This window comes from Delftia sp. DLF01, assembly GCF_014852125.1.
Classification (GTDB): domain Bacteria; phylum Pseudomonadota; class Gammaproteobacteria; order Burkholderiales; family Burkholderiaceae_C; genus Comamonas; species Comamonas acidovorans.
The window spans coordinates 632,523-657,942 of the sequence record NZ_JACVAZ010000002.1 but is presented as its reverse complement, the minus strand read 5'-3'; the positions used below and the strand labels follow the sequence as shown (position 1 = coordinate 657,942).

At 66.1% G+C, this 25,420-nt stretch carries 21 protein-coding genes; 12 read left to right on the top strand and 9 right to left on the bottom strand.

Features of this window, described 5'->3' with window-relative positions:
* Window positions 1-4: 4 nt before the first annotated feature.
* Window positions 5-589 (bottom strand): YqiA/YcfP family alpha/beta fold hydrolase, encoded by a 585-nt coding sequence (locus IB269_RS11430; protein WP_012203415.1) that lies wholly within the window; start codon window positions 587-589, stop codon window positions 5-7.
* 212 nt (window positions 590-801) lie between these two features.
* On the opposite strand from IB269_RS11430, the gene rodA reads away from it, so the two are divergent.
* The 4 genes from rodA to IB269_RS11410 all read left to right on the top strand — a co-directional run bounded on the left by rodA (window position 802) and on the right by IB269_RS11410 (window position 6,096).
* A complete protein-coding gene (gene rodA, locus IB269_RS11425) occupies window positions 802-1,971 on the top strand; it encodes a rod shape-determining protein RodA (protein ID WP_013804102.1) in 1,170 nt (389 codons plus the stop codon).
* Between the two features lie 352 nt (window positions 1,972-2,323).
* Window positions 2,324-3,784: a metalloprotease TldD gene (gene tldD / locus IB269_RS11420; RefSeq protein WP_012203417.1), complete on the top strand. Its 1,461-nt coding sequence runs from the start codon at window positions 2,324-2,326 to the stop codon at window positions 3,782-3,784.
* A gap of 93 nt (window positions 3,785-3,877) precedes the next feature.
* A complete protein-coding gene (locus IB269_RS11415; protein WP_013804100.1) occupies window positions 3,878-4,498 on the top strand; it encodes a hypothetical protein in 621 nt (206 codons plus the stop codon).
* Between the two features lie 440 nt (window positions 4,499-4,938).
* On the top strand, window positions 4,939-6,096 hold the full coding sequence (locus IB269_RS11410; protein ID WP_012203418.1) for a 3-deoxy-7-phosphoheptulonate synthase: 1,158 nt from the start codon (window positions 4,939-4,941) through the stop codon (window positions 6,094-6,096).
* Window positions 6,097-6,154: 58 nt separating this feature from the next.
* Here the strand turns inward: IB269_RS11410 and IB269_RS11405 are convergent, their stop codons facing one another.
* A complete protein-coding gene (locus IB269_RS11405) occupies window positions 6,155-6,523 on the bottom strand; it encodes a YqcC family protein (RefSeq protein ID WP_097203576.1) in 369 nt (122 codons plus the stop codon).
* Between the two features lie 259 nt (window positions 6,524-6,782).
* On the opposite strand from IB269_RS11405, the gene IB269_RS11400 reads away from it, so the two are divergent.
* A complete protein-coding gene (locus IB269_RS11400) occupies window positions 6,783-7,100 on the top strand; it encodes a hypothetical protein (RefSeq protein ID WP_012203420.1) in 318 nt (105 codons plus the stop codon).
* Window positions 7,101-7,174: 74 nt separating this feature from the next.
* Here IB269_RS11400 and mpl read toward each other — a convergent pair whose 3' ends face one another.
* Window positions 7,175-8,614, bottom strand: a complete 1,440-nt coding sequence (gene mpl, locus IB269_RS11395) for a UDP-N-acetylmuramate:L-alanyl-gamma-D-glutamyl-meso-diaminopimelate ligase (protein WP_192367197.1) — start codon at window positions 8,612-8,614, stop codon at window positions 7,175-7,177.
* 244 nt (window positions 8,615-8,858) lie between these two features.
* On the opposite strand from mpl, the gene IB269_RS11390 reads away from it, so the two are divergent.
* From IB269_RS11390 to IB269_RS11360, 7 genes are all read left to right on the top strand, one after another.
* Entirely contained in the window at window positions 8,859-9,467 is a 609-nt protein-coding gene (locus IB269_RS11390) for a hypothetical protein (RefSeq protein ID WP_013804096.1), read from the top strand.
* Between the two features lie 46 nt (window positions 9,468-9,513).
* Window positions 9,514-10,014 (top strand): TlpA family protein disulfide reductase, encoded by a 501-nt coding sequence (locus IB269_RS11385; RefSeq protein ID WP_034390512.1) that lies wholly within the window; start codon window positions 9,514-9,516, stop codon window positions 10,012-10,014.
* 145 nt (window positions 10,015-10,159) lie between these two features.
* The gene (accB, locus tag IB269_RS11380; RefSeq protein WP_012203424.1) at window positions 10,160-10,624 is read left to right on the top strand and encodes an acetyl-CoA carboxylase biotin carboxyl carrier protein; all 465 of its coding nucleotides are present in this window, start codon (window positions 10,160-10,162) and stop codon (window positions 10,622-10,624) included.
* Window positions 10,625-10,756: 132 nt separating this feature from the next.
* Entirely contained in the window at window positions 10,757-12,121 is a 1,365-nt protein-coding gene (gene accC, locus IB269_RS11375; RefSeq protein WP_012203425.1) for an acetyl-CoA carboxylase biotin carboxylase subunit, read from the top strand.
* A gap of 84 nt (window positions 12,122-12,205) precedes the next feature.
* Entirely contained in the window at window positions 12,206-13,096 is an 891-nt protein-coding gene (gene prmA, locus IB269_RS11370) for a 50S ribosomal protein L11 methyltransferase (protein WP_012203426.1), read from the top strand.
* Between the two features lie 75 nt (window positions 13,097-13,171).
* Complete coding sequence (locus tag IB269_RS11365) at window positions 13,172-14,563, top strand: zinc-ribbon and DUF3426 domain-containing protein (protein WP_192367196.1); 1,392 nt, start codon at window positions 13,172-13,174, stop codon at window positions 14,561-14,563.
* 35 nt (window positions 14,564-14,598) lie between these two features.
* Window positions 14,599-15,501, top strand: coding sequence for a carbohydrate kinase family protein (locus IB269_RS11360; protein WP_012203428.1), 903 nt, complete (start codon window positions 14,599-14,601; stop codon window positions 15,499-15,501).
* A gap of 97 nt (window positions 15,502-15,598) precedes the next feature.
* Here IB269_RS11360 and IB269_RS11355 read toward each other — a convergent pair whose 3' ends face one another.
* The 6 genes from IB269_RS11355 to IB269_RS11330 all read right to left on the bottom strand — a co-directional run bounded on the left by IB269_RS11355 (window position 15,599) and on the right by IB269_RS11330 (window position 25,420).
* Window positions 15,599-16,579: a hypothetical protein gene (locus IB269_RS11355; RefSeq protein ID WP_063328011.1), complete on the bottom strand. Its 981-nt coding sequence runs from the start codon at window positions 16,577-16,579 to the stop codon at window positions 15,599-15,601.
* A gap of 177 nt (window positions 16,580-16,756) precedes the next feature.
* On the bottom strand, window positions 16,757-17,848 hold the full coding sequence (locus tag IB269_RS11350; RefSeq protein ID WP_012203430.1) for a ribonucleotide-diphosphate reductase subunit beta: 1,092 nt from the start codon (window positions 17,846-17,848) through the stop codon (window positions 16,757-16,759).
* A 206-nt stretch (window positions 17,849-18,054) separates the two neighbouring features.
* Window positions 18,055-20,976, bottom strand: a complete 2,922-nt coding sequence (locus tag IB269_RS11345; RefSeq protein WP_013804092.1) for a ribonucleoside-diphosphate reductase subunit alpha — start codon at window positions 20,974-20,976, stop codon at window positions 18,055-18,057.
* Between the two features lie 529 nt (window positions 20,977-21,505).
* The gene (gene ampD, locus IB269_RS11340) at window positions 21,506-22,141 is read right to left on the bottom strand and encodes a 1,6-anhydro-N-acetylmuramyl-L-alanine amidase AmpD (RefSeq protein WP_192367195.1); all 636 of its coding nucleotides are present in this window, start codon (window positions 22,139-22,141) and stop codon (window positions 21,506-21,508) included.
* Window positions 22,128-23,666 carry a sigma-54-dependent transcriptional regulator gene (locus tag IB269_RS11335; protein WP_192367194.1) on the bottom strand — a complete coding sequence of 513 codons (1,539 nt, stop codon included), beginning with the start codon at window positions 23,664-23,666 and terminating at the stop codon, window positions 22,128-22,130. The genes ampD and IB269_RS11335 overlap by 14 nt, the downstream gene beginning before the upstream one ends.
* On the bottom strand, window positions 23,666-25,420 hold the full coding sequence (locus tag IB269_RS11330; protein ID WP_192367193.1) for a sensor histidine kinase: 1,755 nt from the start codon (window positions 25,418-25,420) through the stop codon (window positions 23,666-23,668). The genes IB269_RS11335 and IB269_RS11330 overlap by 1 nt, the downstream gene beginning before the upstream one ends.

The window sequence follows — 25,420 nt, the reverse complement described above, 5'->3', positions numbered from 1 at the left end:
GGCATCAGGCCAGATTCAGGAACTCGTCCAGCTGAGGCAAGTACTCCTCGAAGTTGCTCAGCGCGTGATCGCCGCCCTCCTGGATGATCTGCAGCGCATGCGGATAACGTGCGCTCATCTCGCGCCAGTCCAGCACCTCGTCGCCCTCGGCCGCCAGCAGCATTTCGGGGGCGGCCGGTGTCATGTGGCGCGTGTCCAGCGCGCGCAGCTCCTCGATGTATTCGCGGCGGAAGAAGAAACGCTCCTCCGGGTTGTGCCAGGAAGTCTGCTCGCCGATGTACTTTTCAAGATCGCGCGCCGGGTTGACGGCCGGGTTGATCATCACGCTGCGGCAGCGCGCCAGCTGGGCCACCCAGCTGGCGTAGTAGCCGCCCAGCGAGGAGCCGATCACGGCCATGGTCTCGCGCGGCCAGCTGCCGATGCCATCGGCAATCAGGGCAGCCGCCTCGCGCGGGGAAGGGGGCAGTTGCGGGCTCCACCAGCGCACATGGGGATGGCGCGTGGCCACATGCTCGGCCAGGCGCCGGGCCTTGTTGGATTGGGGAGAGGAGCGAAAGCCGTGCAGGTACAGCAAATGGGTGGTGGTCATGGCGGGCGCTCTCCTTTGCGTTGCTGGGGCCGGGCGCGGGATGCGGCCCGGACGGCTCATGGCCCATTGTGGCCGCTGCGGCAGGCGGCGCCCAGCAGGGAAGGCCCGGGCCGACAGCTGGATGACAACCGCCTCCGTGGGCAACCCTGCGCCGGGCTGGGCCGCATGCGCCACGGGATAATGGCGGCCCGTGCCCGCGACCGACCATCCCCGTGACCGAATTCGACAAGCCCTCCCTCTGGCAACGTGTTGCCCCGCTGCTGCGGGGCTTTGACTTCTGGTTGCTGCTGTTCGTGGGCATGCTGGCGTCGGCGGGGCTGATCGCCATGTACTCCTCGGGCTTCGACCACGGCACGCGCTTCACCGACCATGGGCGCAACATGCTGATCGCGGCGGCCATCCTCTTTGTCGTGGCCCAGATTCCCCCGCAGCAGCTCATGAAGGTGGCCGTGCCGCTGTACATGCTGGGCGTGGCGTTGCTGGTGGCGGTGGCGCTGTTCGGCATCACCAAGAAGGGGGCGCAGCGCTGGGTCAACGTGGGCGTGGTGATCCAGCCCAGCGAACTGCTGAAGATCGCCACGCCGCTGATGCTGGCCTGGTGGTTTCAGCGCCGCGAGGGCCAGCTGCGCGGCACGGACTTCGTGATCGCCATGGTCCTGCTCCTGGTGCCCGTGGGGCTGATCATGAAGCAGCCTGACCTGGGCACCTCGCTGCTGGTGATGGCCGCAGGCCTGTCCGTGATCTTTTTCGCGGGCCTGCCCTGGAAACTCATCGTGCCGCCCGTGCTGGCCGGCGCCATCGGCATCACGCTCATCGTGCTGTACGAGCCCCAGCTGTGCGCCGACGGCGTGCGCTGGCCTGTGCTGCATGAATACCAGCAAACCCGTGTCTGCACCCTGCTGGACCCCACGCGCGATCCGCTGGGCAAGGGATTCCACATCATCCAGGGGATGATCGCCATCGGTTCGGGCGGCGTCTGGGGCAAGGGCTTCATGGCGGGCACACAGACCCACCTGGAGTTCATCCCCGAGCGCACGACCGACTTCATCTTCGCGGCCTATTCCGAGGAGTTCGGACTGGTTGGCAACCTGTTCATCATCGTCTCCTTCCTGCTGCTGGTCTGGCGCGGGCTGGCCATCGCCATCCAGGCCAACTCGCTGTTCGCGCGACTCATGGCGGCAGCCGTGGCCATGATCTTCTTCACCTATGCCTTCGTGAACATGGGCATGGTCAGCGGCATCCTGCCCGTGGTCGGCGTGCCGCTGCCCTTCATCAGCTATGGCGGCACGGCCATGGTCACGCTGGGGCTGGCTCTGGGCGTGCTGATGTCGGTGGCGCGCTCGCAGCGGCAGCTGCCGGGCGAGGGCGGCGGGCCGCTCTGAATCGCACTTTGCGGCGCCAAAGGCGCCCGCAAATGTCAAAGAGTCTGGATGCCTGCGGTATCGGGCGTCGCATTCCTTCCTGCGATTTGGCTTGGAAAATGAGACTCCAAAAGCGCTAGTTGCTCCTTTTTCGATAGCTTCTACGGGAGTCTGCTCACTTGCCAGCGCCGCCAGGGCAGGCTACAAAGCAAGTGCGGACATGGGCCAGCATGTTCGCCATCCACGCGGATGCATGCCTACGGAATGCCGCTCAGCCTGGTGGAGCGGCATTCCGTTCTTTTTTGTGGGCTGGCAAGCCGCTGGCCGCAGCCGTTGCACGGCGAGGGCATGGCCGGCTCTCTACAATGCGTGAATGATCTCCCGCGAACCCACCATTGAACGCCTGGCCACAGCGCGCCAGTTGCTGCTTGAGCCCTTCGGGCTCGATGAAACCCATCTCGCGCGCGCACTGGCCGAGATCCGCAGCCACCAGGTCGACGACGCCGACCTCTACTTCCAGTACACCCGCGCCGAAGGCTGGAGCCTGGAAGAGGGCATCGTCAAGACCGGCAGCTTCAGCATCGACCAGGGAGTGGGCGTGCGTGCGGTCAGTGGCGAGAAGACGGCATTTGCCTATTCCGACGATATTTCCGAAGCCTCGCTGCTGGATGCCGCGCGCACCGTGCGCTCCATCTCGGGCGCGGCCCAGAGCAAGCGCGTGCGCGCCAATGCTCCCAAGATTGCGCAAAGCCGCTCGTTGTATCCCGGTCTGGACCCCATCGCCACGCTGGACAGCACGGCCAAGGTCGAGCTGCTGGGCAAGGTCGAGAAACTGGCTCGCGCCAAGGACCCGCGCGTGGTCCAGGTCATGGCCGGCCTGGCCAGCGAGTACGACGTGGTGCTGGTGGCCCGTGCCGATGGCACGCTGGCGGCCGACGTGCGGCCGCTGGTGCGCCTGTCGGTTACCGTGATCGCCGAGCAAAAGGGCCGGCGTGAGGTGGGCTCTGCCGGCGGCGGTGGCCGTTTCGGCCTGGCCTATTTCAGCGACGAGCAGATCACCCAGTACGTGGACGAGGCCGTGAGCGCGGCCCTCACCAACCTGGAATCCCGTCCCGCGCCGGCTGGCGAGATGACCGTGGTGCTTGGCCCCGGCTGGCCCGGCGTGCTGCTGCATGAAGCCGTGGGCCACGGTCTGGAAGGCGACTTCAACCGCAAGGGCGCCAGCGCCTTCAGCGGCCGCATCGGCCAGCGCGTGGCTGCCAAGGGCGTCACCGTGCTGGATGACGGCACGCTGGCCGATCGCCGTGGCTCGCTCAACGTCGATGACGAAGGTTGCACCAGCCAGAGCAATGTGCTGATCGAGGACGGCATCCTCAAGGGTTACATCCAGGACGCGATGAATGCCCGCCTGATGGGCGTCAAGCCCACGGGCAACGGCCGCCGCGAAAGCTATGCCCACATTCCCATGCCGCGCATGACCAACACCTACATGCTCGGTGGCGACCGGGAGCCGCAGGAAATCGTGGCCTCGATCAAGAAGGGCCTGTACGCCACCAACTTCGGCGGCGGCCAGGTCGATATCACCAGCGGCAAGTTCGTGTTCTCCGCCAGCGAGGCCTATTGGGTCGAGAACGGCAAGATCCAGTACCCCGTCAAGGGCGCGACCATCGTGGGCAGCGGCCCGGAATCGCTCAAGCACATCACCATGATCGGCAACGACATGCGCCTGGACAGCGGCGTGGGCACCTGCGGCAAGGAAGGCCAGAGCGTGCCTGTGGGCGTGGGCCAGCCCACGCTGCGCATCGACGGCCTGACGGTGGGCGGCACGGCCTGACGGTCCCATGCCCGCGCCCTGCACGGCAGGCCGGGCCCTGTCCTGCCTGACGCGGCCCGCCGCGTTCGGTGGGCGCCGCCCGGCGCCGATTCCATGACCCAGCTTTCCTTTTCCTCCCGGCCAGGCCCGCGGACCTCCGTCCATCCCCTGCGCAGCCTGCCGAAGCAATGGCGTGCCTGGGCCGGCGAGTCGCGGCTGAGCCGCTTCTGGCAGCATGAGCTGATCGTGGGCGACCTGCAGCCCATGCACCAGCAACTGGCCTTGCTGGCCGTCGCGCTGGACGAGTCCGTGCGCGTGCGCTATGCGGGCAGCCCGCGCCCCGCGGTGGAAGACGCCATACAGCAGCTTGACCTGGCGGTGCTGGACCACCAGCACTTTCTCACCACGCTGGCCACGGGCTGGCATGCCCTCTACGAATTTCCTGCCTACCAGCGTCTGCTCAAAGGCTTCAGGGAGGCCGTCCACGCCTGGCAGCAGTCCGTGCTGGTGGGCGATGCCCAGGAGCCCGAGCACTTCCGCCGCTGCGAGCGCCTGGGCTGGCGTCTGCTGGGCGATGCCTGCCTGCTGACGGACATGTTTGCCGAATCCGCTGCCGTGGCCGGCGAAGCCGATGTGACTTCCATCCTGTCTGGTTACAAGGCGCGCCGATGGCAACCCTTGAGTGCCGTGCGCCGGGCCCTGCGCAGGCTGCGTGACGCGTTGCTGCGGCGTTGATCGCGCCCCTGCGTGACGCGCAGATGCATCATTTCCCGGGGTTTGCACGTTTTCATGGCTTATGGCAATAAAACTGCATGGCATCGTGATTTTCTACATATGCATGAAGAATTTTTGCGTGAAACTGAGAAAAAAGCAGTTTTATTGCGTCAATGATTTTGTGCTTTCTCTCTGTGGCACGGTGAACGGCAGCTTCCCCGCCTTCATGTCCATGTTGCACTGCGAAAAATGACTGTGCTACATTCGATCCCCATGCAAGCCCGTACCTCCTTCTACTTTTACTTTTGGTTCTCCTCCCCGGCGGAAGAGAGGTAAGCGCGCGCACCCGAACAAACCTCCCTCAAAACCGCCGAAGCTGTAAAGCCCGGCGGTTTTTTGTTTTTCCCTCCCGATTCTTCGCTCCGTTTTCCACGATCCATCTTTCCTCACGAAAGCAAGCAATGACTGCTCATCAAGCTTCCCTCGCCGATTCCTGGTATCGCGGCGGTTCCCAAAAGACTGGCCAAACCGACGACGCACGTATCAAGGACATCACCGTGTTGCCCCCTCCCGAGCACCTCATTCGCTTCTTCCCCATCCGCGGTACGGCCGTCGAAACCCTGATCGGCGACACCCGCCGCACCATCCACAACATCATGGCTGGCGAGGATGACCGCCTGCTGGTCATCGTCGGCCCCTGCTCCATCCACGATCCGGCGGCCGCCATCGAGTACGCACGCCGCCTGGCGCCCATACGCGAGCAGTACAAGGACACGCTGGAGATCGTGATGCGCGTTTACTTCGAAAAGCCGCGCACCACCGTGGGCTGGAAGGGTTTGATCAACGATCCCTACCTGGACCAGAGCTACCGCATCGACGAAGGCCTGCGCATTGCGCGGCAACTGCTGATCGACATCAACCGCCTGGGCGTGCCGGCCGCCAGCGAGTTCCTGGACGTGATCTCGCCCCAGTACATCGCCGATCTGATCAGCTGGGGCGCCATCGGTGCGCGCACCACGGAAAGCCAGGTCCACCGTGAACTGGCCTCGGGCATCTCGGCGCCCATCGGCTTCAAGAACGGCACGGACGGCAACATCCGCATCGCCACCGACGCCATCCAGTCGGCCAGCCGCGGCCACCACTTCCTGTCCGTGCACAAGAATGGCCAGGTTGCCATCGTGAACACGGCGGGCAACCAGGATTGCCACGTCATCCTGCGCGGCGGCAAGACCCCCAACTACGACGCGGCCAACGTGGCCGCTGCCTGCGAGGATCTGGAAAAGGCCGGCCTGCCTCCCACGCTGATGGTGGACTGCAGCCACGCCAACAGCTCCAAGCAGCATGAGCGCCAAAAGGATGTGGCACGCGACATCGCCGGACAGATCAGCGGCGGCTCGCGCAGCGTCTTCGGCGTGATGATCGAGGGTCATCTCGTGGGCGGCGCCCAGAAGTTCACGCCCGGCAAGGATGAGGTGGCTGCGCTGACCTACGGCCAGAGCATCACCGATGCCTGCCTGGGCTGGGATGATTCCCTGGCAACGCTGGCCGAGCTGTCCGACGCCGTGCAGCAGCGCCGCGTCAAGCATCCCGAGCCGGCTGCGGCCCTGGTTGCCGCCTGAGCCGGAAAAGAAAACGGGGCCTGCATGCCCCGTTTTTTCCATGTCCCGGTTTGCTTGTTCAGTGTGGCGGCGTGGCGTCCGGCGGGGTCAGTCCGCCCTGGTTCAGCGTGTCGTCTATGCCCAGCAGCAGAGCCAGCAACTGGCGCTTGTCGAATGCCACGGGCTGGCTCCATTCATGCTCGGCCAGTGGATGCACGTGGCTTTGGCAGGGCAGCTGGCCGCGGGCATCGACCACGGCACGCAGCCGGGGCAGGAAAACCCACTGCAGCCATTCCTGCAGCTTGAGCGTGTCGTACATGAACGGCATGGTCGATGCCATGGCCTCAGGGCTGGGCGCCACGGCCGACCAGAGGCTCTGGCTGCGCAACTCGTCTTCGAGTTGCTGCAACTGGTCGAGCAGTTTCTGGTGCGTGGTGTCGGTTGTCATGCGGTGAGGTCCATGAAAAAACGGGGCCAAATCTGTCGGCCATTGTACGTTTGCACCTTTGGGCAGGCGCGGGCAGGCCTTGAAACACCTGCTGGCGGCAGTGCCGACTCCAGCGCCCGTGCCAGTCTCTGGCACTTGAGGCATGTCAGCTTGCCCGGGGTGTGGAAAAGGCGCTTGCGGTTAAGCTCAGGGCATGAGTGACAGCCCTGTCTGCATGAGCGGGCACAGGGTCGTATCCCGTAATGAAGAGAGGAGTTCCATGCGCAGCGAAGTGATTGTGGTGTTGGATGCCGGACAAGAGTACCGCACGGACACCAGCGGGCTCACCCCCATGAGTTCCGATGAAGGACGGCATTGGCTGGACCAGCAGTTCATCTCCATGGACTGCGAACCCCTGCGCGCCAGCGGCAAGGTTCTGCTGGCCGACAAGCTGGTGGTGGTGGCGCGTGCGGCGCGTTCGCGCTCCGGGCTGTTCGACGACGAGCAATGGCGCAACAGCTATGCCGTGGCCGCCCAGGCCGTGCTGTCCAAGCCGCTGATCCGTGTCGATGTGCCGGCCATGTCCATCAGTTACTGACGACGGACAGATAGCGATACAGCAAAGAAGCCTGGGCATGACCCGGGCTTCTTTCATTGGGGGCCGTGCCCGGGTCAGCCTGCGGCCTGCAGCGCCGCCAGCAGCTTGGGGTGAATGCCGCCGAAGCCGCCATTGCTCATGCACACCACGTGGTCACCGGGGCGGGCGGCAGCGCGGATCTGCCCGATCAGCGTATCGATGTCTGAAGCCACCTGCGCCTTGTGGCCGGCTCCCACGCCCAGGGGGCGCAGCGCCTCGGCAGCATCCCAGTCCAGGCCGGCCGTGTGGCAGAACACCAGATCGGCGCTTTCCAGGGCCCAGGGCAGTTGCGACTTCATGGTGCCCAGCTTCATGGTGTTGCTGCGCGGCTCGAACACCGCCAGGATGCGTGCCTGGCTGCCGAGCTTGCGGCGCAGGCCGTCCAGCGTGGTGCGGATGGCCGTGGGATGGTGGGCGAAGTCGTCGTAGACGGACACGCCACCCGCCATGCCGCGCAGCTCCATGCGTCGCTTGACGTTCTGAAAGCGCGCCAGCGCTTCGCAGGCCTGCGCCGGCGTCACGCCCACGTGCTCGGCCGCTGCAATGGCGGCCAGCGCATTGAGCTGGTTGTGCTCCCCGGTGAGTGCCCATTCCAGGCGCGCGACCTTGTGGCCACGGTGCAGCACGTCGAAGGCGCTGGGATCGCCCTGGGCACTGAAATCGCTGACCACCGCACCGAAGCTGGAGACCTCGCTCCAGCAGCCCTGGTGCAGCACGCGGGTGATGCTTTCCTCTATGCCGTTGACCACCAGCCGCCCGGAGGCGGGAACGGTGCGCACGAGATGGTGGAACTGGCGTTCGATGGCGCCGAGGTCCTCGAAGATGTCGGCGTGGTCGAACTCCAGGTTGTTGAGCACGGCCGTGCGCGGGCGGTAGTGCACGAACTTGCTGCGTTTGTCGAAAAAGGCCGTGTCGTATTCATCGGCCTCGATGACGAAGACGGGCTCCGCGCCGGCCGGCCCCTGGCCTGGCGTCGGGCGGCTGGATGCGCCCAGGCGGGCCGAGACGCCGAAGTCCAGTGGCACGCCGCCGACCAGAAAGCCCGGAGCCAGGCCTGCGCATTCGAGAATCCAGGCCAGCATCGACGTCGTGGTCGTCTTGCCGTGGGTGCCGGCCACGGCCAGCACATGGCGCGGGCAGGACGGATGGTGCAGCACCTGTTCGCAAAGCCATTGCGGACCGCTGGTGTAGGGGGCGCCGCTTTCAAGAATCGCCTCCATCAGCGGGAATTTGGGGCTGCCATCGGGCAGCCGTGCGCGGCTGACCACGTTGCCCACGACATACATGTCGGGTTGCAGGGCCATCTGGTCGGCGCCGTAGCCCTCGATCAGGTCGATGCCCAGTGCACGCAACTGATCGCTCATCGGCGGATAGACGCCGGCGTCGCAGCCTGTGACGCGGTGCCCTGCCTCGCGCGCCAGTGCGGCCAGTCCGCCCATGAAGGTGCCGCAGATGCCCAGAATATGTATGTGCATGGCCGGGCATTCTACGGTTGCCGTCATGTCCGGGAGGGCTGTCCTGCAAAAACAGGAGCTTGCGGCCCAGCAGGCACCGGGTCCCGGAAACACAAGGTTGCGAAATCGCCGGTGCAAGGCGCTGGCGGGAACGTGCAAAGCCCGTCTGCGGCCGGCGGTGCCGCGGCTTGGGTCACAATGGCCCGGGGCCATCCACAGGGAAGGCCTCTTATATATATGTAGGGATACAGCGGATCGGAAAGCCATGGACCAAGCCACTGCCGAAATTGCCCAGACCGCGGCCCGCCTCGTGGTCGAGGAAGGGCTGGAATGGGGGGCTGCCAAGCACCGCGCACTTCGCCAGCTGGGGCTGCCCGCGCGCACCGCGCTGCCGGGCAACGACCTGGTGGAAGAGGCCGTGCGCGAATACATTGCCCTGTTCTGCGCCGACACCCAGCCCCAGGAACTGCAGGCCCTGCGCGAACTGGCCCTGCAATGGATGGACCGCCTGGCCGAATTCCGGCCCCATCTGGCCGGCGCCGTCTGGCGCGGCACAGCCACCCGCCTGTCCGATATTTACCTGCAGCTGTTCTGCGACGATCCCAAGTCGGCCGAGATCGCGCTGATCAACCAGCATGTGGAGTACGAGCCCAGCACCGTCACCGGCTTTACGGGGCAGGCCGTGGAGGCCTTGAGCATCCACGCCTTCTGCCGCCCTTTGAACGAGTCCGTGGGCGTGCATCTGCTGGTGTACGACCATGATGATCTGCGTGGCGCACTCAAGCCCGACGGCCAGGGGCGCAGCCCGCGCGGCAGCGCCGAGGCGCTGCGCAGGCTGTTGGATCAGGATGAAGAGGAGGCCGACCGTGGCTGATTCAGTGGATGCAGGGCAAAACACATCTTCCCGCCGCCGTTGGCTGATGGGCGGCGTTGCCGCCGCCGCAGGCCTGGGTGGGGCAGGGTTTGCGTGGTGGCGTTTTCAGCCGCACGCCATGGATGCCAGTGCCGAAGAGCAGCTGTGGCAGCAGCGCTTCATCACGCCCGATGGCTCGGCCATGACGCTGTCGCGCTGGCGCGGCAAGCCGGTGCTGGTCAATTTCTGGGCCACCTGGTGCCCGCCCTGCGTGCGCGAGCTGCCCATGCTCGATGCCTTCTCGGCGCGCCAAAACCAGCATGGTATTCAGGTCATTGGCCTGGCCGTGGACAAGCCAGAGGCCGTGCAGCGCTTCCTGGGGCGCACACCCCTGCGTTTCCCTGTGGCGCTGGCGGTGGAAGGCGGTCTGGGCCTGACCCGCTCGCTGGGCAATCTGCAGGGCGGACTGCCCTTCACCGTGCTGCTCGGCGAAGATGGCATGGTGCAGCAACGTAAAATAGGTGAGCTTACTACCGAAGATCTGGCTTCCTGGAGCGCAAAAGGCTGATTTTTCGCATCATCGAAGCTGTGAAAGCTCAGGAAATGCCCTGAATTCCATGGCGACGTTGATGAAAAATATGCCTCAAAGCACGCAGAAGGGCGAAATTGGAGTAAATTCGCGCCCTATTTAGTTGTTAGCCGCTGGAGCTCCCATGGATTTGCGAAAACTCAAGACCCTCATTGATCTGGTGTCCGAATCGAACGTGTCGGAACTGGAGATCACCGAAGCAGAGGGCAAGGTCCGGATCGTCAAGAGCGAAGGCGCCGTGGTGCAGCACTATGTGGCAGCGCCCATGCAAGCTCCCATGGCCGCGCCGATGGCGGCACCCGTCGCCGCTGCCCCCGCAGCGCCCGTGGCGGCACCGGCCGAGGCAGCCGTCTCCGGCCACGTGGTGAAGTCGCCCATGGTCGGTACTTTCTACCGCGCCTCCAGCCCTGGCGGCAAGCCCTTCGTGGAAGTGGGCAACCAGGTCAAGGAAGGCGAGACCATCTGCATCATCGAGGCGATGAAGATTCTCAACGAGATCGAAGCCGACAAGAGCGGCACGATCACGCGCATCCTGGGCGAAAACGGCCAGGCGGTAGAGTACGGCCAGCCCCTGTTCGTGATCGAGTAACCTGCAGGCGAGCGATGCCGCAAGCGGCACGACGCCCTGGCGCGAACGCATGCCGCGGCGCGACAGAGCAATTGGCTCAACTGACGGCTTCGGCCTGCGTACCGGCGCAGGCACCAAGTCGCGAGGACCTTCATGTTTAAGAAAATTTTGGTTGCCAACCGGGGCGAGATTGCCCTGCGCATCCAGCGCGCCTGCCGTGAACTGGGCATCAAGGCGGTGATGGTGTATTCCGAGGCCGACCGTGACGCAAAGTACGTCAAGCTGGCCGATGAGGCCGTGTGCATCGGCCCCGCGCCTTCGCCGCTGAGCTACCTCAACATGCCGGCCATCATCTCGGCCGCCGAGGTGACCGACGCCGAGGCCATCCACCCCGGCTACGGCTTTCTCAGCGAGAACGCCGACTTTGCCGAGCGCGTGGAAAAGAGCGGTTTCACCTTCATCGGCCCCACGCCCGAGAACATCCGCACCATGGGTGACAAGGTCTCGGCCAAGCAGGCCATGATCAAGGCGGGCGTCCCCTGCGTGCCCGGCTCGGATGGCGAGCTGCCTGACGATCCCGTGCAGATCCGCCGCATCGCCAAGGCCGTGGGCTATCCGGTGATCATCAAGGCCGCAGGCGGCGGCGGTGGCCGTGGCATGCGCGTGGTGCATACCGAGGCGGCGCTGATCAATGCCGTGCAGATGACCAAGGCCGAGGCCGGTGCGGCCTTCGGCAATCCGGCCGTCTACATGGAAAAGTTCCTGCAGAACCCGCGCCATGTGGAAATCCAGATCCTGGCGGACAACCACCGCAACGCGGTCTACCTGGGCGAGCGCGACTGCTCCATGCAGCGCCGCCACCAGAAGGTCATCGAGGAAGCGCCGGCTCCGGGCATTCCGCGCCGCCTGGTCGAGAAGATCGGCGAGCGCTGCGCCGCTGCCTGCAAGAAGCTGGGCTACCGTGGCGCCGGCACCTTCGAGTTCCTCTTTGAAAACGGCGAGTTCTACTTCATCGAGATGAACACCCGCGTGCAGGTGGAGCATCCGGTGACCGAACTGATCACGGGCGTGGACATCGTGCGCACCCAGATCATGGTGGCCGCAGGCGAGAAGCTGCCCTTCACCCAGCGCCAGATCAATGCTCAGCTCAAGGGCCATGCGATCGAGTGCCGCGTGAATGCCGAGGATCCCTACAACTTCATGCCGTCGCCGGGCCGCATCACCATGTGGCATGCCCCCGGTGGCCCCGGCGTGCGCGTGGACTCGCACGTCTATAACAACTACTTCGTGCCGCCGAACTACGACTCCATGATCGGCAAGATCATCGTCCATGGCGACACGCGCGAGCAGGCGCTGGCGCGCATGCGCACGGCGCTGCTGGAGACCGTGGTCGAAGGCATCAAGACCAATATCCCGCTGCATCAGGATCTGATGGTGGACGCCAAGTTCATGGAAGGCGGCACCAACATCCATTACCTGGAAGAGTGGCTGGCGCACCGCAACGCCAACAAGCGTTGAGCAGGTCGCCCGATTGACCCTGCATGCTGGCCCCCGGCGACGGCGGCCAGCATTTTCATTTATTGCATAGAAAAGGATGGGCCCATGTTCGAGTTGAGCCTGCTGTGCCCGGAAGACCGGGTTGAGACCGTCAGCGATGCACTGGATGCGCTGGACGCCCTGAGCGTATCGGTGGAGGATGCCGACGCGCAGACCGAGGCCGAGCAAGCCCTGTTTGGCGAGCCCGGCATGCCGCCGCCCAAGGACGGCTGGCAGCGCAGCCGCCTGGTGGCGCTGTTCCCCTCGCAGCAAGCGGCCGAAGAGGCGCGTGATCTGCTGCTGCCCCAGGACTTCTTCGAGGGCTGCAGCATCATCGCCGTCAAGCAGGTGCCGGAGCAGGACTGGGTGCGCCTGACGCAGTCGCAGTTCGCCCCGGTGGACATCACGCCCGAATTCTGGATTGTTCCCACCTGGCACGAGTTGCCGCCCGAGGCGCGCGTGAGCATCCGCCTGGACCCGGGCCTGGCCTTTGGCACGGGCACGCACCCGACCACACGCATGTGCCTGCGCTGGATCGCCCGCCAGCCCCAAGGCAGTCTTGGCCGCACGCTGGACTACGGCTGCGGCTCGGGCATCCTGGCCATTGGCGCGGCCAAGTTCGGTGCCACCGACATCGACGCGGTGGACATCGACCCGGCTGCCGTGGAGTCCACGCGCTACAACGCCGACGCCAACGCCGTGCAACTGAAGGCGGGCCTGCCCGATGCCGGCAACGGCGAATACCGCACCGTGCTGGCCAACATCCTGGCCACGCCGCTCAAGGTGCTGGCACCGCTGCTGTGCGGCCGCGTGGCAGCGGGTGGAAGCCTGGTGCTGGCCGGTATCCTGGAGCGCCAGGCCGACGAGCTCAAGGAGGCCTATGCGCCGTACCTGGCGCTGGAAGTGGCCGACAGCGAAGATGGCTGGATCCTGATGACCGCGCGCCGCGCGGCCTGATTTCCGGCCCGAGTCCCCGCGCGGCCGCCGCCTTCGTGGCGCGGGCCGCGAGCAGCTGCCTACAATCGATCGCTGATGAGCCAAGTCACCCGCTGTCCTGCCTGTGGAACCCGCTTCAAAGTGGTGGCCGACCAGCTGCGAATTTCGCAGGGGTGGGTGCGCTGCGGCGTCTGCCATGAAGTGTTCGATGCCTCCGAGGATCTGCAGCCCCTGCCCACGGCACCTGTGAACGCGGCCGGCACCTCGGTGGCCGGCACTCCGGTGGCCGGCGGGGCATCGCACAACCCGGCCGAATTCGAGGACGATGACATCCGCGAATTCAGGGAATCCATGTGGCTGCCGACGGCGCCGAGCGGATTGCCGGGGCGGGCCGCATCGGGGCCTGCTGCACCTGTTGCACCCTCTGTACCTGCGGCACCTGCCGTACCTGCCGCACCTGCGGTATCCACCGCAACCACGGCTGCGGCTGCCAGGGCCGAGCCTTCGCCGTCCATGCCGCCGGCCGAGGTGCCGGCTCCTGAGGCTCCGCCTCCGTCCCCCGTGACCGCGAAGGACCCCTCCGCCAGTGCCGCCGAAGAGTCGGGCAGCGCGCTGCCTGGAGCGTCGCTGGTGGACGAGATCCTGGCTGCGTCCCGGGCAGCGCCGAAGTCCCCGCCCGCTGCCCAGGCCGAGCAGGCCGTTGACGGCCTGCTCGGACCCGAGCCTGACACTGCGGCTCCTGTGCCCGCACCGGCAAAGGATGAGGAAAGCGCGCCGTTCACACGGCCCCATAAGCCATCTGACAAGCCATCCGACAAGTCGTCCGATGCGCCTGCGCCGTCCGTGCCAACCGGCCTGCTGCGGGAATCGGAGCCGCAGGCGCAGGCCTCCGTGCCTTCGCCGGAGTTCTCCCGCTGGCCCGACAGCGATGGCGAAGGCAGCGGTGAGGCTGCGGCCGCGCTGCCCGAGGCCGAGCCCGGCTTTGTGCGCCAGGCGCGGCGCAAGGCATTCTGGCGCCGGCCTGCCGTGCGCGTGGCGCTTGTGCTTGGCAGCCTGCTGGGCGTGGGCGCCTTGGCAGGCCAGGTCATGTGGGGCCAGCGCGATGCGCTGGCCGTGCAGCATCCTTCGCTGGCGCCCGCGCTGCAGGCCCTGTGCGCCATGGCGGGCTGCGAGCTGCAGCCGCGCCGCCAGATCGGCGACGTGGTGATCGGCAGTTCGGGCTTTCGGCAGTTGCCGCGCAGCGGCCAGTACCAGTGGAGCCTGAGCCTGGAGAACCGTTCCGACTTCCCCGTGGCCATGCCCGCTGTCGAACTCACGCTCACCGATGCCCAGGACAAGCTGCTGCTGCGGCGCGTGATCCGGCTTGATCAGTTCGGCGCGCCCGCGCAGATCGAGGGCCATGGCGAGTGGAGCGTGACGGCTCCGGTCGAAGTGCAAGGCCTGGAGGCGGCCGTGGCCGGCTATCGCGCCCTGGTTTTTTATCCCTGAATCCCCCTGACTTTTCAAGAAAGCCGAGACACACCATGGCCGCTCTCATCTGCGGATCGCTTGCGTTCGACAACATCATGACCTTCGAGGGAAGGTTTGCCGACCAGATCCTGCCTGACCAGTTGCACATCCTCAATGTGTCCTTCCTGGTGCCCACGCTGCGCCGCGATTTCGGCGGCTGCGCCGGCAACATCGCCTACGCCCTGCGCTTGCTGGGCGGCGATGCCTGGCCCATGGCCATGGTGGGCAGCGACGGCGCCGACTATGTGCAGCGCCTCGACGAACTGGGCGTGCAGACCGCGCACATCGGCCAGCTGCAGGACACGCACACGGCCCAGTGCATGATCATGACGGACCGTGACAACAACCAGATCACGGCCTTCCACCCGGGCGCCATGATGCAGGCCCACGGCAACCGCATCACGCCAGAGCTCAAGGAGCAGGTGCGCGTGGGCATCATTGCGCCCGATGGCCGCCAGGCCATGCTCGAGCATGCCCAGCAGTTCAAGGCGGCCGGGATTCCCTTTGTCTTCGATCCAGGCCAGGGCCTGCCCATGTTCGATGGACAGGAGCTGCGCAGCTTCATCGAGCAGGCTGACTGGGTGGCCGTGAACGACTACGAGGCCCGCATGCTCAGCGAGCGCACGGGCTGGAGCCTGGAGCAGATTTCCGGGCAGGTGCAAGGCCTGGTGGTGACGCTGGGGGCAGAGGGCTGCGAGGTCTGGGTGCAAGGCGCCAAGACCCTGGTGGCGCCGGTGCAGCCCGCCGCCGTGGTCGATCCCACGGGATGTGGCGACGCATGGCGTGGCGCCATGCTGTTCGGCCTGGAGCGTGGCTGGGACCTGGTGCGTTGCGCCGAACTGGGCAACCGCCTGGGCGCGCTCAAGATTGCCAGCCGTGGCCCGCAGAACTACGTGCTGGACTTCGCCCAGCCCTGAAGCCGGGATCACCGGCCGGCGGCGCAGCCGCCGTCTTCATAATGAAAAAAGCCCGACTCCAAAGAGCCGGGCTTTTTGCTTTGAGACCGGAAAAGTCTCAGGGCTTGTTGCCTGTGGGGAAGGGCCATGCGGCTTGGGGAGCCAGGCGGGTTTGCGCGATGGGCGCGGGTGCGGCAGCGGGAGCTGCAGGCGCGGCAGCGGCGGGAGCTGCTGCGGCCTTCTTGGGGGCAGCGGCCTTCTTCGGGGCTGCAGCCTTCTTGGCGGGAGCGGCAGGAGCTGCTGCGGCCTTGGCGGGCGCTGCGGCAGGCTTGGCAGCTGCAGCGGGCTTCTTGGCAGCAGCAGGAGCGGCAGCCTTCTTGGCGGGAGCAGCGGCCTTCTTCGCGGCAGGTGCAGCAGCCTTTGTGGCAGCGGGAGCAGCGGCCTTCTTGGCAGCAGGTGCAGCAGCCTTCTTGGCGGGAGCTGCGGCCTTCTTTGCGGCAGGTGCAGCAGCCTTCTTGGCGGGAGCTGCGGCCTTCTTTGCGGCAGGTGCAGCAGCCTTCTTGGCGGGAGCGGCAGCCTTCTTTGCAGCAGGAGCAGCAGCCTTCTTGGCAGGAGCGGCAGCCTTCTTTGCAGCAGGAGCAGCAGCCTTCTTGGCAGGAGCGGCAGCCTTCTTTGCAGCAGGAGCAGCAGCCTTCTTGGCAGGAGCGGCGGCCTTCTTCGCAGCAGGAGCAGCAGCCTTCTTGGCAGGAGCGGCAGCCTTCTTCGCAGCAGGAGCAGCAGCCTTCTTGGCGGGAGCGGCAGCCTTCTTCGCAGCAGGAGCAGCAGCCTTCTTGGCGGGAGCGGCAGCCTTCTTCGCAGCAGGAGCAGCAGCCTTCTTGGCAGGAGCGGCAGCCTTCTTTGCAGCAGGTGCAGCGGCCTTCTTGGCAGCAGGAGCTGCAGCCTTCTTCACAGCAGGTGCAGCAGCCTTCTTGACGGGTGCTGCCTTGGCAGTGGCCGTGGTTTTCTTCACGGTTTCAGCCTTGGGAGCAGCCGCCTTTTTGGCAGTGGTTTTCTTGTCGGTGGGGGCCTTGGTGGAGGCCGTCTTCTTCGCAGTTGCCATCATCTTCTCCTTCGTTGATTTGCACAAAACACTTCGGGGTACGGGGCTCCGAAGCGATCCAAAGCGATGTGGAGTGACGCATCGCAATGAACACGGAGACGCCCCACGCCGCAACACCATCGGTATTGCAAAAGCGTGAAGCGCGTCATGGTTCGCATTGTGCCTGCAGAGAAGCGATTAATCCCAGGAAAGTGCGCCGCCGGTTTGATACTCGATGACGCGTGTCTCAAAGAAGTTACGTTCCTTCTTCAAATCGATCATCTCGCTCATCCAGGGGAACGGGTTTTCCTCGTTGGGGAACAGGGCCTCAAGGCCGATCTGCGTGGCGCGGCGGTTGGCGATGTAGCGCAGGTAGCCCTTGAACATCGATGCGTTCATTCCGAGCACGCCGCGCGGCATGGTGTCCTCTGCGTAGCGGTATTCCAGCTCGACGGCCTTGACGAAAAGCGCCGTGATTTCTTCCTTGAATTCGGGTGTCCACAGCTGTGGATTTTCGAGCTTGAGCTGGTTGATCAGGTCGATGCCGAAGTTGCAGTGCATGGACTCGTCGCGCAGGATGTATTGGTACTGCTCGGCGGCGCCGGTCATCTTGTTTTGGCGGCCCAGCGCAAGGATCTGCGTGAAGCCCACGTAGAAGAACAGGCCCTCCATCAGGCAGGCGAAAACGATCAGCGACTTGAGCAGGGTCTGGTCGGTTTCGAAGGTGCCGGTCTTGAAGGCGGGGTCCATGATCGCTTCGATGAAGGGGATCAGGAATTCGTCCTTGTCGCGGATGGAGGGGACTTCGAGATAGGCGTTGAAGATCTCGCCCTCATCCAGGCCCAGCGACTCCACGATGTACTGGTAGGCGTGGGTGTGGATGGCTTCCTCGAAGGCTTGGCGCAGCAGGAACTGGCGGCACTCGGGCGCCGTGATGTGGCGGTAGGTGCCCAGCACGATGTTGTTGGCGGCCAGCGAATCGGCCGTCACGAAGAAGCCCAGGTTGCGCTTGATGATGCGGCGCTCGTCCTCGGTCAGGCCGTTGGGGTCCTTCCACAGGGCGATGTCGCGGTTCATGTTCACTTCCTGCGGCATCCAGTGGTTGGCGCAGGTGGCCAGATACTTTTCCCAGGCCCACTTGTACTTGAACGGCACCAGCTGATTGACGTCGGTCTTGGCATTGATGATGCGCTTGTCGGCGGCATTCACGCGCTTGTGTGTGGTGCTCGGCGCAGCCTCCGCGCCGCTGGGCGTGTTCGAGAGGGTGGCGTCGTCGTCAAAGGTCAGCATTGCAATTTTCTCCGGCATGCCCTGGGGCATATGTTCAGTTCATTCGGTGCGAAAGAGTCCTCTCTTTCTGCTCCGGTCAATGTAGGACCATGGGTGGCCTGGCGTGTTGAGCAGGCCCAAGGTCCATGGCGAAGATCCTGCGCATGGCGCTGGCTGGCGGGCAGGGCGCGGGGCCTGCGCCGTGGCGAGGCCCCGCGCTGCGCGGCTTACTGGCAGGCTTCGCAGCCGGGATCGTCGATGGCGCAGAACTTGATGTCCGTCGCCGGTGCCTGGGCGCGTGCGGCGGCTGCCGCGGCTTCCAGGGCGCTGGAGGTGTTCACGGCGGCAGGCTGTGCGGCGGCGGCCGAGGGCACGGCGTTGAGCACGCGGCTTTGCACCGTGGACTTCTCGATGTTGGTGGCGCTGGTGGTGCGCAGGTAGTAAGTGGTCTTCAGACCGCGCAGCCAGGCCAGCTTGTAGGTGTCGTCCAGCTTCTTGCCCGATGCACCGGCCATGTAGATGTTCAGGCTCTGGGCCTGGTCGATCCACTTCTGGCGGCGCGCAGCGGCCTCGACCAGCCAGGTGGGCTCGACCTCGAAGGCGGTGGCGTACAGGCTCTTGACGTCCTGGGGCACGCGGTCGATGGGGCGCAGCGAGCCGTCGAAGTGCTTGAGGTCCATGACCATCACGTCGTCCCACAGGCCCAGGCGCTTCAGGTCACGCACCAGGTACTGGTTGATGACGGTGAACTCGCCGGACAGGTTGGACTTGACCGACAGGTTGCCGAACGAGGGCTCGATGGAGGCATCGACGCCGACGATGTTGGAGATGGTCGCCGTGGGCGCGATGGCCACGCAGTTGGAGTTGCGCATGCCGTGCTGGCCGATCTTGGCGCGCAGGGCATCCCAGTCCAGGCGCGAGGAGCGGTCCACTTCCACATAGCCGCCGCGTGCCTTCTCCAGCAGGTTCAGCGTGTCCAGCGGCAGGATGCCCTGGTCCCACAGCGAGCCCTTGTAGCTGGAGTACTGGCCGCGTTCCTTGGCCAGCTCGGTGGACGCCCAGTAGGCGTAGTAGCAGATGGCTTCCATCGACTGGTCGGCGAACTCGACGGCCGCGTCGCTGGCGTAGGCGATGCGCATTTCATAGAGCGCATCCTGGAAGCCCATCAGGCCCAGGCCCACGGGGCGGTGGCGCAGGTTGGAGTCCTTGGCCTTCTGCACGGCGTAGTAGTTGATGTCGATCACGTTGTCCAGCATGCGCATGGCCGTGGTGATGGTCTTGCGCAGCTTGCCGTGGTCGATGGCGCCATCGACGATGTGGCGCGCCAGGTTGACCGAGCCCAGGTTGCAGACGGCGGTCTCGGTGTCGCTGGTGTTCAGCGTGATCTCGGTGCACAGGTTGGACGAGTGCACCACGCCGGCGTGCTGCTGGGGCGAGCGCACGTTGCAGGGGTCCTTGAAGGTGACCCAGGGGTGGCCGGTCTCGAACAGCATGGACAGCATCTTGCGCCACAGGTCCATGGCCGGGATGCGCTTGAACAGCTTGAGTTCGCCGTTGTCGGCCTTGGTTTCGTAGGCCTTGTAGGCGTGCTCGAAGGCGGCGCCGAAGAGGTCGTGCAGGTCGCCGACATCGGAGGGCGAGAACAGGGTCCAGTGGCCCTTTTCCATGACGCGCTTCATGAACAGGTCGGGAATCCAGTTCGCCGTGTTCATGTCGTGCGTGCGGCGGCGGTCGTCGCCGGTGTTCTTGCGCAGTTCGAGGAATTCCTCGATGTCCAGGTGCCAGGTCTCCAGGTAGGTGCAGACGGCGCCCTTGCGCTTGCCGCCCTGGTTCACGGCCACGGCCGTGTCGTTGACCACCTTGAGGAAGGGCACCACGCCCTGCGACTCGCCGTTCGTGCCCTTGATGCGCGAACCCAGGGCGCGCACGCGCGTCCAGTCGTTGCCCAGGCCGCCGGCGAACTTGGACAGCAGGGCGTTTTCCTTGATGGACTCATAGATGCCGTCCAGATCGTCGGGCACCGTGGTCAGGTAGCAGGAAGACAGCTGCGAGCGCAGCGTGCCGCTGTTGAACAGCGTGGGCGTGCTGCTCATGAAGTCGAAGGACGACAGCAGCTCGTAGAACTCGATGGCGCGTGCATTGCGGTCCTCTTCCTGCAGCGCCAGGCCCATGGCCACGCGCATGAAGAAGGACTGGGGCAGCTCGATGCGCGTCTTGCGCACGTGCAGGAAGTAGCGGTCGTACAGGGTCTGCAGGCCCAGGTAGTCGAACTGCTCGTCGCGCTCGGCCTTGATGGCGGCAGCCAGGCGGGGCAGGTCGTAGTTCAGCAGCTCGGGGTTGAGCAGCTCGTTGTCCACGCCCTTGCGGATGAAGCCGGGGAAGTACTCTGCGTAGGCCGCCTGGATGTCGGCCGGGTGCACGTCACGGCCCATGACCTCGCGCACGATCGTGTGCAGCAGCAGGCGGGCGGTGACGTAGGTGTAGTCGGGGTCTTTCTCGATCAGCGTGCGAGCGGCCAGGATGGAGGCCTTGAAGACTTCTTCGATCGGCACGCCGTCGTACAGGTTGCGCAGCGTCTCGGCGACGATGGGGGCGGCCTGGATATCGGCGTTGAGGTTGCGGCAGGACGCCTCGATCAGCGCCAGCAGGCGGGCCTGGTCCAGCGGCACACGCTGGCCGTTGTCGGTCACATGCAGCACGGGCGCCGGTGCGGCGGCGGCAACCGCTGCGGCCTCGGCGGCCTTCTTTTGCTCGGCACGTTCCTGGTTGCGGCGGTCGCGGTACAGCACGTAGGCGCGCGCCACGTCGTGGTGGCCGCCGCGCATCAGGCCCAGTTCGACCTGGTCCTGCACATCTTCAATATGGAAGGTGCCGCCGCCCGGACGCGAGCGCAGCAGTGCGCGAACCACGGCCTGGGTCAGCTCGTCCACGGTCTCGCGCACGCTGGCGGAGGCCGCGCCCTGGGCACCGCGCACGGCCAGGAAGGCCTTGGTCAGCGCGACGGCGATCTTTTGCGGCGTGAAGGGCACCACATCGCCGCTGCGGCGGATGATCTGGTAGCCGTCCTGCACGGACAGGTGATGGGCGGAGGAAGGATTGGCAGCATCACCGTGCGCAGCGGGAGCCAAAGAATTCAGTGCTTCTTGCATGAGTTTCCTCAACGGGTGTTTGTGGATAGAACGGACGCGGACCTGCACTTGGGGCAGGCTTGCTGGGAGATGGAATCGGGGTCGGATGTACACACCGTTTTCACAGGGTGTGCACAGCTTGTGAACACTAGATATGGTGTCCAGCGTGCTTCTGGGCACTACCTGTAGTGTATCGCCGTCTCATGTACACGGGGTACTCACAGCCGGAAAACCGCTGTTTGCGCTGCGCCAAACGGGTGCGCAACCTACAAGCCAATAGCAGCAAAGGCCCGCTGCGCCGTGGCTTGCGGGCGATGGTCCGCCGCAAGCCGCTGCAGCCTTGGCCCTGCGCCGGTCGGACCGCTGAAAGCCCCATGGACAGTGGGGCTGCGACACATGCGTGAATTTGTAAAAAATGATCAGGCAGCCGCTGCGTGCGCCTGGCGCGCCACATCGGTTGCTTTCTGGATTGACACAGCCTTTGTCCTCTGCCTGTGGACAAGCGGGGTTTTGCGCAAGACCTGGCGGTGCCTGCGATGAGGGTGTGCGCTTACGTGGAGGGCTGGCCCGCGCCCGGCGGCAGCTGCCAGTTCGCCGTGGCAGGGTGATGGGCCAGCAGCCCGCGCAGCCGGTGCCAGTCGAAGCCTGCGCCCGGATCACATTTGCGGCCCGGCGCGATGTGCTCATGGCCTGCGAGATGGGCCACGGGGTAGCGCGCCGCGATGGCGTTGCACAGGGCATCGAGCGCCGCGTACTGGGCCGGCTCGAACCGCAGGCCCTCCAGGCCTTCGAGCTCTATGCCGATGGAGTCGTCGTTGCAGCGGTCGCGGCCCCGCCAGCAGGAAGCGCCTGCATGCCAGGCGCGCGCATCGCAGTCCACAAACTGCCAGACCTCGCCCTGGCGCGTGATGAAGAAATGCGCCGACACCTCCAGGCCGCGTATGCCCTGGTAGTAAGGATGGGCGTCCCAGTCGAGCTGGTTGGTGAACAGTTGCTGGACCGCACCCGTGCCGTACTCGCCGGGGGGCAGGCTGATGGAGTGCACGACGACCAGATCGACCAGCGCCTGGGCCGGGCGCTCGCCAAAGTTGGGCGAGGGCAGGTGGCGGGCCTGCTGCAGCCAGCCGCCTTGCCAGGTCCAGGCCGGGGCCGGGGTGGCTTGCGCCTGCGGATCAGGACTCGCCATGGCCGCCTCCGTCCGCCTCGGCGCTGGCATCGCCGGGCAGGGCGATGTTCAGCCGGTCGATGCGGTAGCGGATCTGGCGCAGGCTCAGGCCCAGGCGCGCGGCCGTGGCCGTGCGGTTGAAGCCGTTTTCCTGCAGCGCCTGCACCAGGATGCCGCGCTCGCGCTCGTCCAGCCAGGCCTGCAGGTCACGGGGCAGGTCGGCATCGGCTGGCTCTGGCGATAGCGGGCCGCTTGGCGGCAGGGGGCGCGAAGGCGAGAGCGAAGGAGAGGGCGAGGCGGATGCAGGCGGTGCGGGCGGTGTGCCGCAGGGCAGCTGCATCTCGGGATCTATGCGCAGCGGCCCGTCCTCGCCCAGCGTGATGGCGCGGTGCAGCAGGTTCTCCAGTTCACGCACATTGCCGGGCAGGGGCAGGCGGGCGATCTGCTGCACCGAGCGCTCGTCGATCTCGGGCATGGGCAGGCCGGATTCCTGCGACAGCCGTGCCAGCAGGGCGCGGCACAGGGCAGGCAGGTCTTCGCGGCGCTCGCGCAGCGGGGGCAGCAGCACCTCGATGACATTGAGGCGGTAGTACAGGTCCTGCCGGAAGCGCCCCTGCTGCACATCGGCAGCCAGGTCGCGGTGGGTGGCGCTGACGATGCGCACATCGGCCGCTTCCTCCTGTGCGGAGCCCAGGGCGCGCACGCGGCGCTCCTGGATGGCGCGCAGCAGCTTGGCCTGCATGGCCAGGGGCAGGTCGCCGATCTCGTCCAGAAACAAGGTGCCGCCGCGCGCAGCCTGGAAGTAGCCGTCGCGGTCCTGGGTGGCGCCGGTATAGGAGCCCTTGCGCGCGCCGAAGAACTCGGCCTCCAGCAGGTTTTCGGGAATGGCGCCGCAGTTCACGGCCACCATGGGGCCATGGGCGCGCTGGCTGCAGGCATGCAGCGCGCGGGCCACCAGCTCCTTGCCCGTGCCCGACTCGCCATGCACCAGCACCGGCGCCATGCCGCGCGCCACCTTGGCAATGCGCTGCTTGACGGCCTGCATGGCGGGGGAGTCGCCCACCATGGCGTCCAGTGCGCCGCTGCCGTTGAGGACCGGGCTGGCGGCGGGAGCGGCCGAAGGGTTGCGCGCCGGCATCACCCCCGGGGCCGGCACACCGCCCACGCCCTGGGCGGCCGAGGCCACGACCAGACGGAACTGCTTGAGGTCCACGGGCTTGGTCAGGTAGTCGAAGGCGCCTGAGCGCAGGGCCTCGACGGCGTTCTCGGCGGAGCCGTAGGCCGTCATGACCACGCAGCGCTCGCGCCGCTGCTGGCTGCGCAGGTCCTGCAGCAGCTCCATGCCCATGCCGTCGGGCAGGCGCATGTCGGTGATGACCACGTCGAAGCGCTGGGTCTGCAGTTGCTCGCGCGCCTCGCCCACGCTGGCGGCGGTTTCCACGCGGTAGCCTTCGCGCAGAAGGGTCAGTTCATAGAGGGTGCGCAGATCCGGCTCGTCGTCCACGACAAGGATCGATGCGGCAGTGGGCAGGGAGTTCAAAGGCATCACACCACAATCTGATCAAACAGGGAGGCCGGCAGGGCCGAGGCCGGGCCGGCACGGAACACGATGCTGAAGGCATTGCCCTCGACAGGGCCGTGCGGCGTGGGCCGCGACAGCCGCTGGTAGCTGATGCTGGCATCGTAGCGCTGGCACAGCTCGCGGCAGATATACAGGCCCAGGCCGCTGGAGCGGCTTTCCGAAGAGAAGAAGGGCTCGAACAGATGGCGTTGCACCGTGGGCTCCAGCGCGGCGCCGTCGCTCCAGACCTGTAGCCAGATCTGGCCGCCGGCCGGCGCGCCGGTCAGCACCTGCAGCGTGTGTGGCTCGTGGGCGTTGCTGCGGTAGCGCCGGGCGTTGTCCAGCAGGTTCACCAGGATGCGGCGCAGATGCTCGCCATCGAACACCACGGTCTTGTCCCTGGCGTCCAGCAGGAGCTGGATGCTGTGCGCGGGCTGGCCCTGGGCCTGCCATTCCTGGCAAACCTGGGCCACGTGCTGGTCCAGGGCCAGCAGACCGGCATGCGCCTCGCCAATGTGCTGCTGGGCCCGGGCAATGTTGAGTACGTCCTCGACGATGCGTGCCAGGCGCTCGGCATTCTGGCCCACGATGCGGCACAGCTGCTGCTGGGCCGGGTCCTGCGCCAGATCCTCGGCCAGCAGGGCATTGGCCTGGGTGATGGCGGCCAGCGGATTGCGGATCTCGTGGGCCACGGCGGCGGACATGCGGCCCATGGAGGCCAGCTTCTCCGTGCGCAGCCGCGCCTCCATTTCGCGCAGGTCGTGCAGAAAGACCACGCACAGCTGCTGCAGCAGCGCGGGCTCGGCCGCGTCGGATGGGGTGGCGACCTCGGTCAGCCAGGTGCGCAGATGCAGGCCCGTCATGCCTTCCTGGCCGATGGACTGCAGATGGATGGCGGCCGAGATGGGCAGGTTCTGGGCAAAGCTCTGGGCCACGGCGTCCTGCAGCCGCTGCCAGCCGGAATGCTCCTTGAGGGCGAAGGGCAGGGCATGCGCGTCGGCCAGCCCCAGCAGGTGCAGCGCGGCCGGGTTGGCCTGCTGCACGCGGAACTGGGGATCGACCACCAGCACGCCTTCGCCCAGGTGGCGGATCACCAGGGCATTGACCTGTTCCTGCGTCTGGGCCTTGCGGCTGCTGTGCTGGGCCAGGTGGCGCTCGCGCCGCACGCGGCGTGCCAGCTCGTGCGTCAGATAGGCCACCGCGAAATAGCCTGCGCAGGCAAAGCTGGCCTGGTAGTAGGCCTGGGTGCTTTCTATGCGGCCAGCCACGTCCTGCCATGCCACCCAGCCCAGGGTCAGCAGCGTGACGCTGGCCGTGGTGGCCAGGGCCAGCGTCAGATTGCCCAGCACGGCCGAGATCAGGATGGGAATGGCCAGCAGGGCCGAGTAGTTCAGCGGTCCGGTCTGCAGCATCTGCAGCAGGCAGATGACTGCGATGTCCACGCCGATCACGGGCAGCCAGTGCACGCCGGCGCGGGGCGACGGCGGCTGGGCGCGTGCCGTCAGCCGCAGCAGCAGCGTCAGCCCCAGGTAACCCAGGCAGACCAGCCAGACCAGGGAATTGCCGCCCGGCTGCACGCTGAGCAGCGCCAGCTGCAGCAGCAAAAGCGCAGTGGCGATGAGCACGCGGCCGGTCAGGAAGCCCTGCCATAGCCGGACAAAGGGGGCGTTGGCGTCGTGCGGCGACTGCGCCGCAGCCTCGTCGATGGTGGGTGGCTGGGGGGGGGTAGCGTCCTGCAT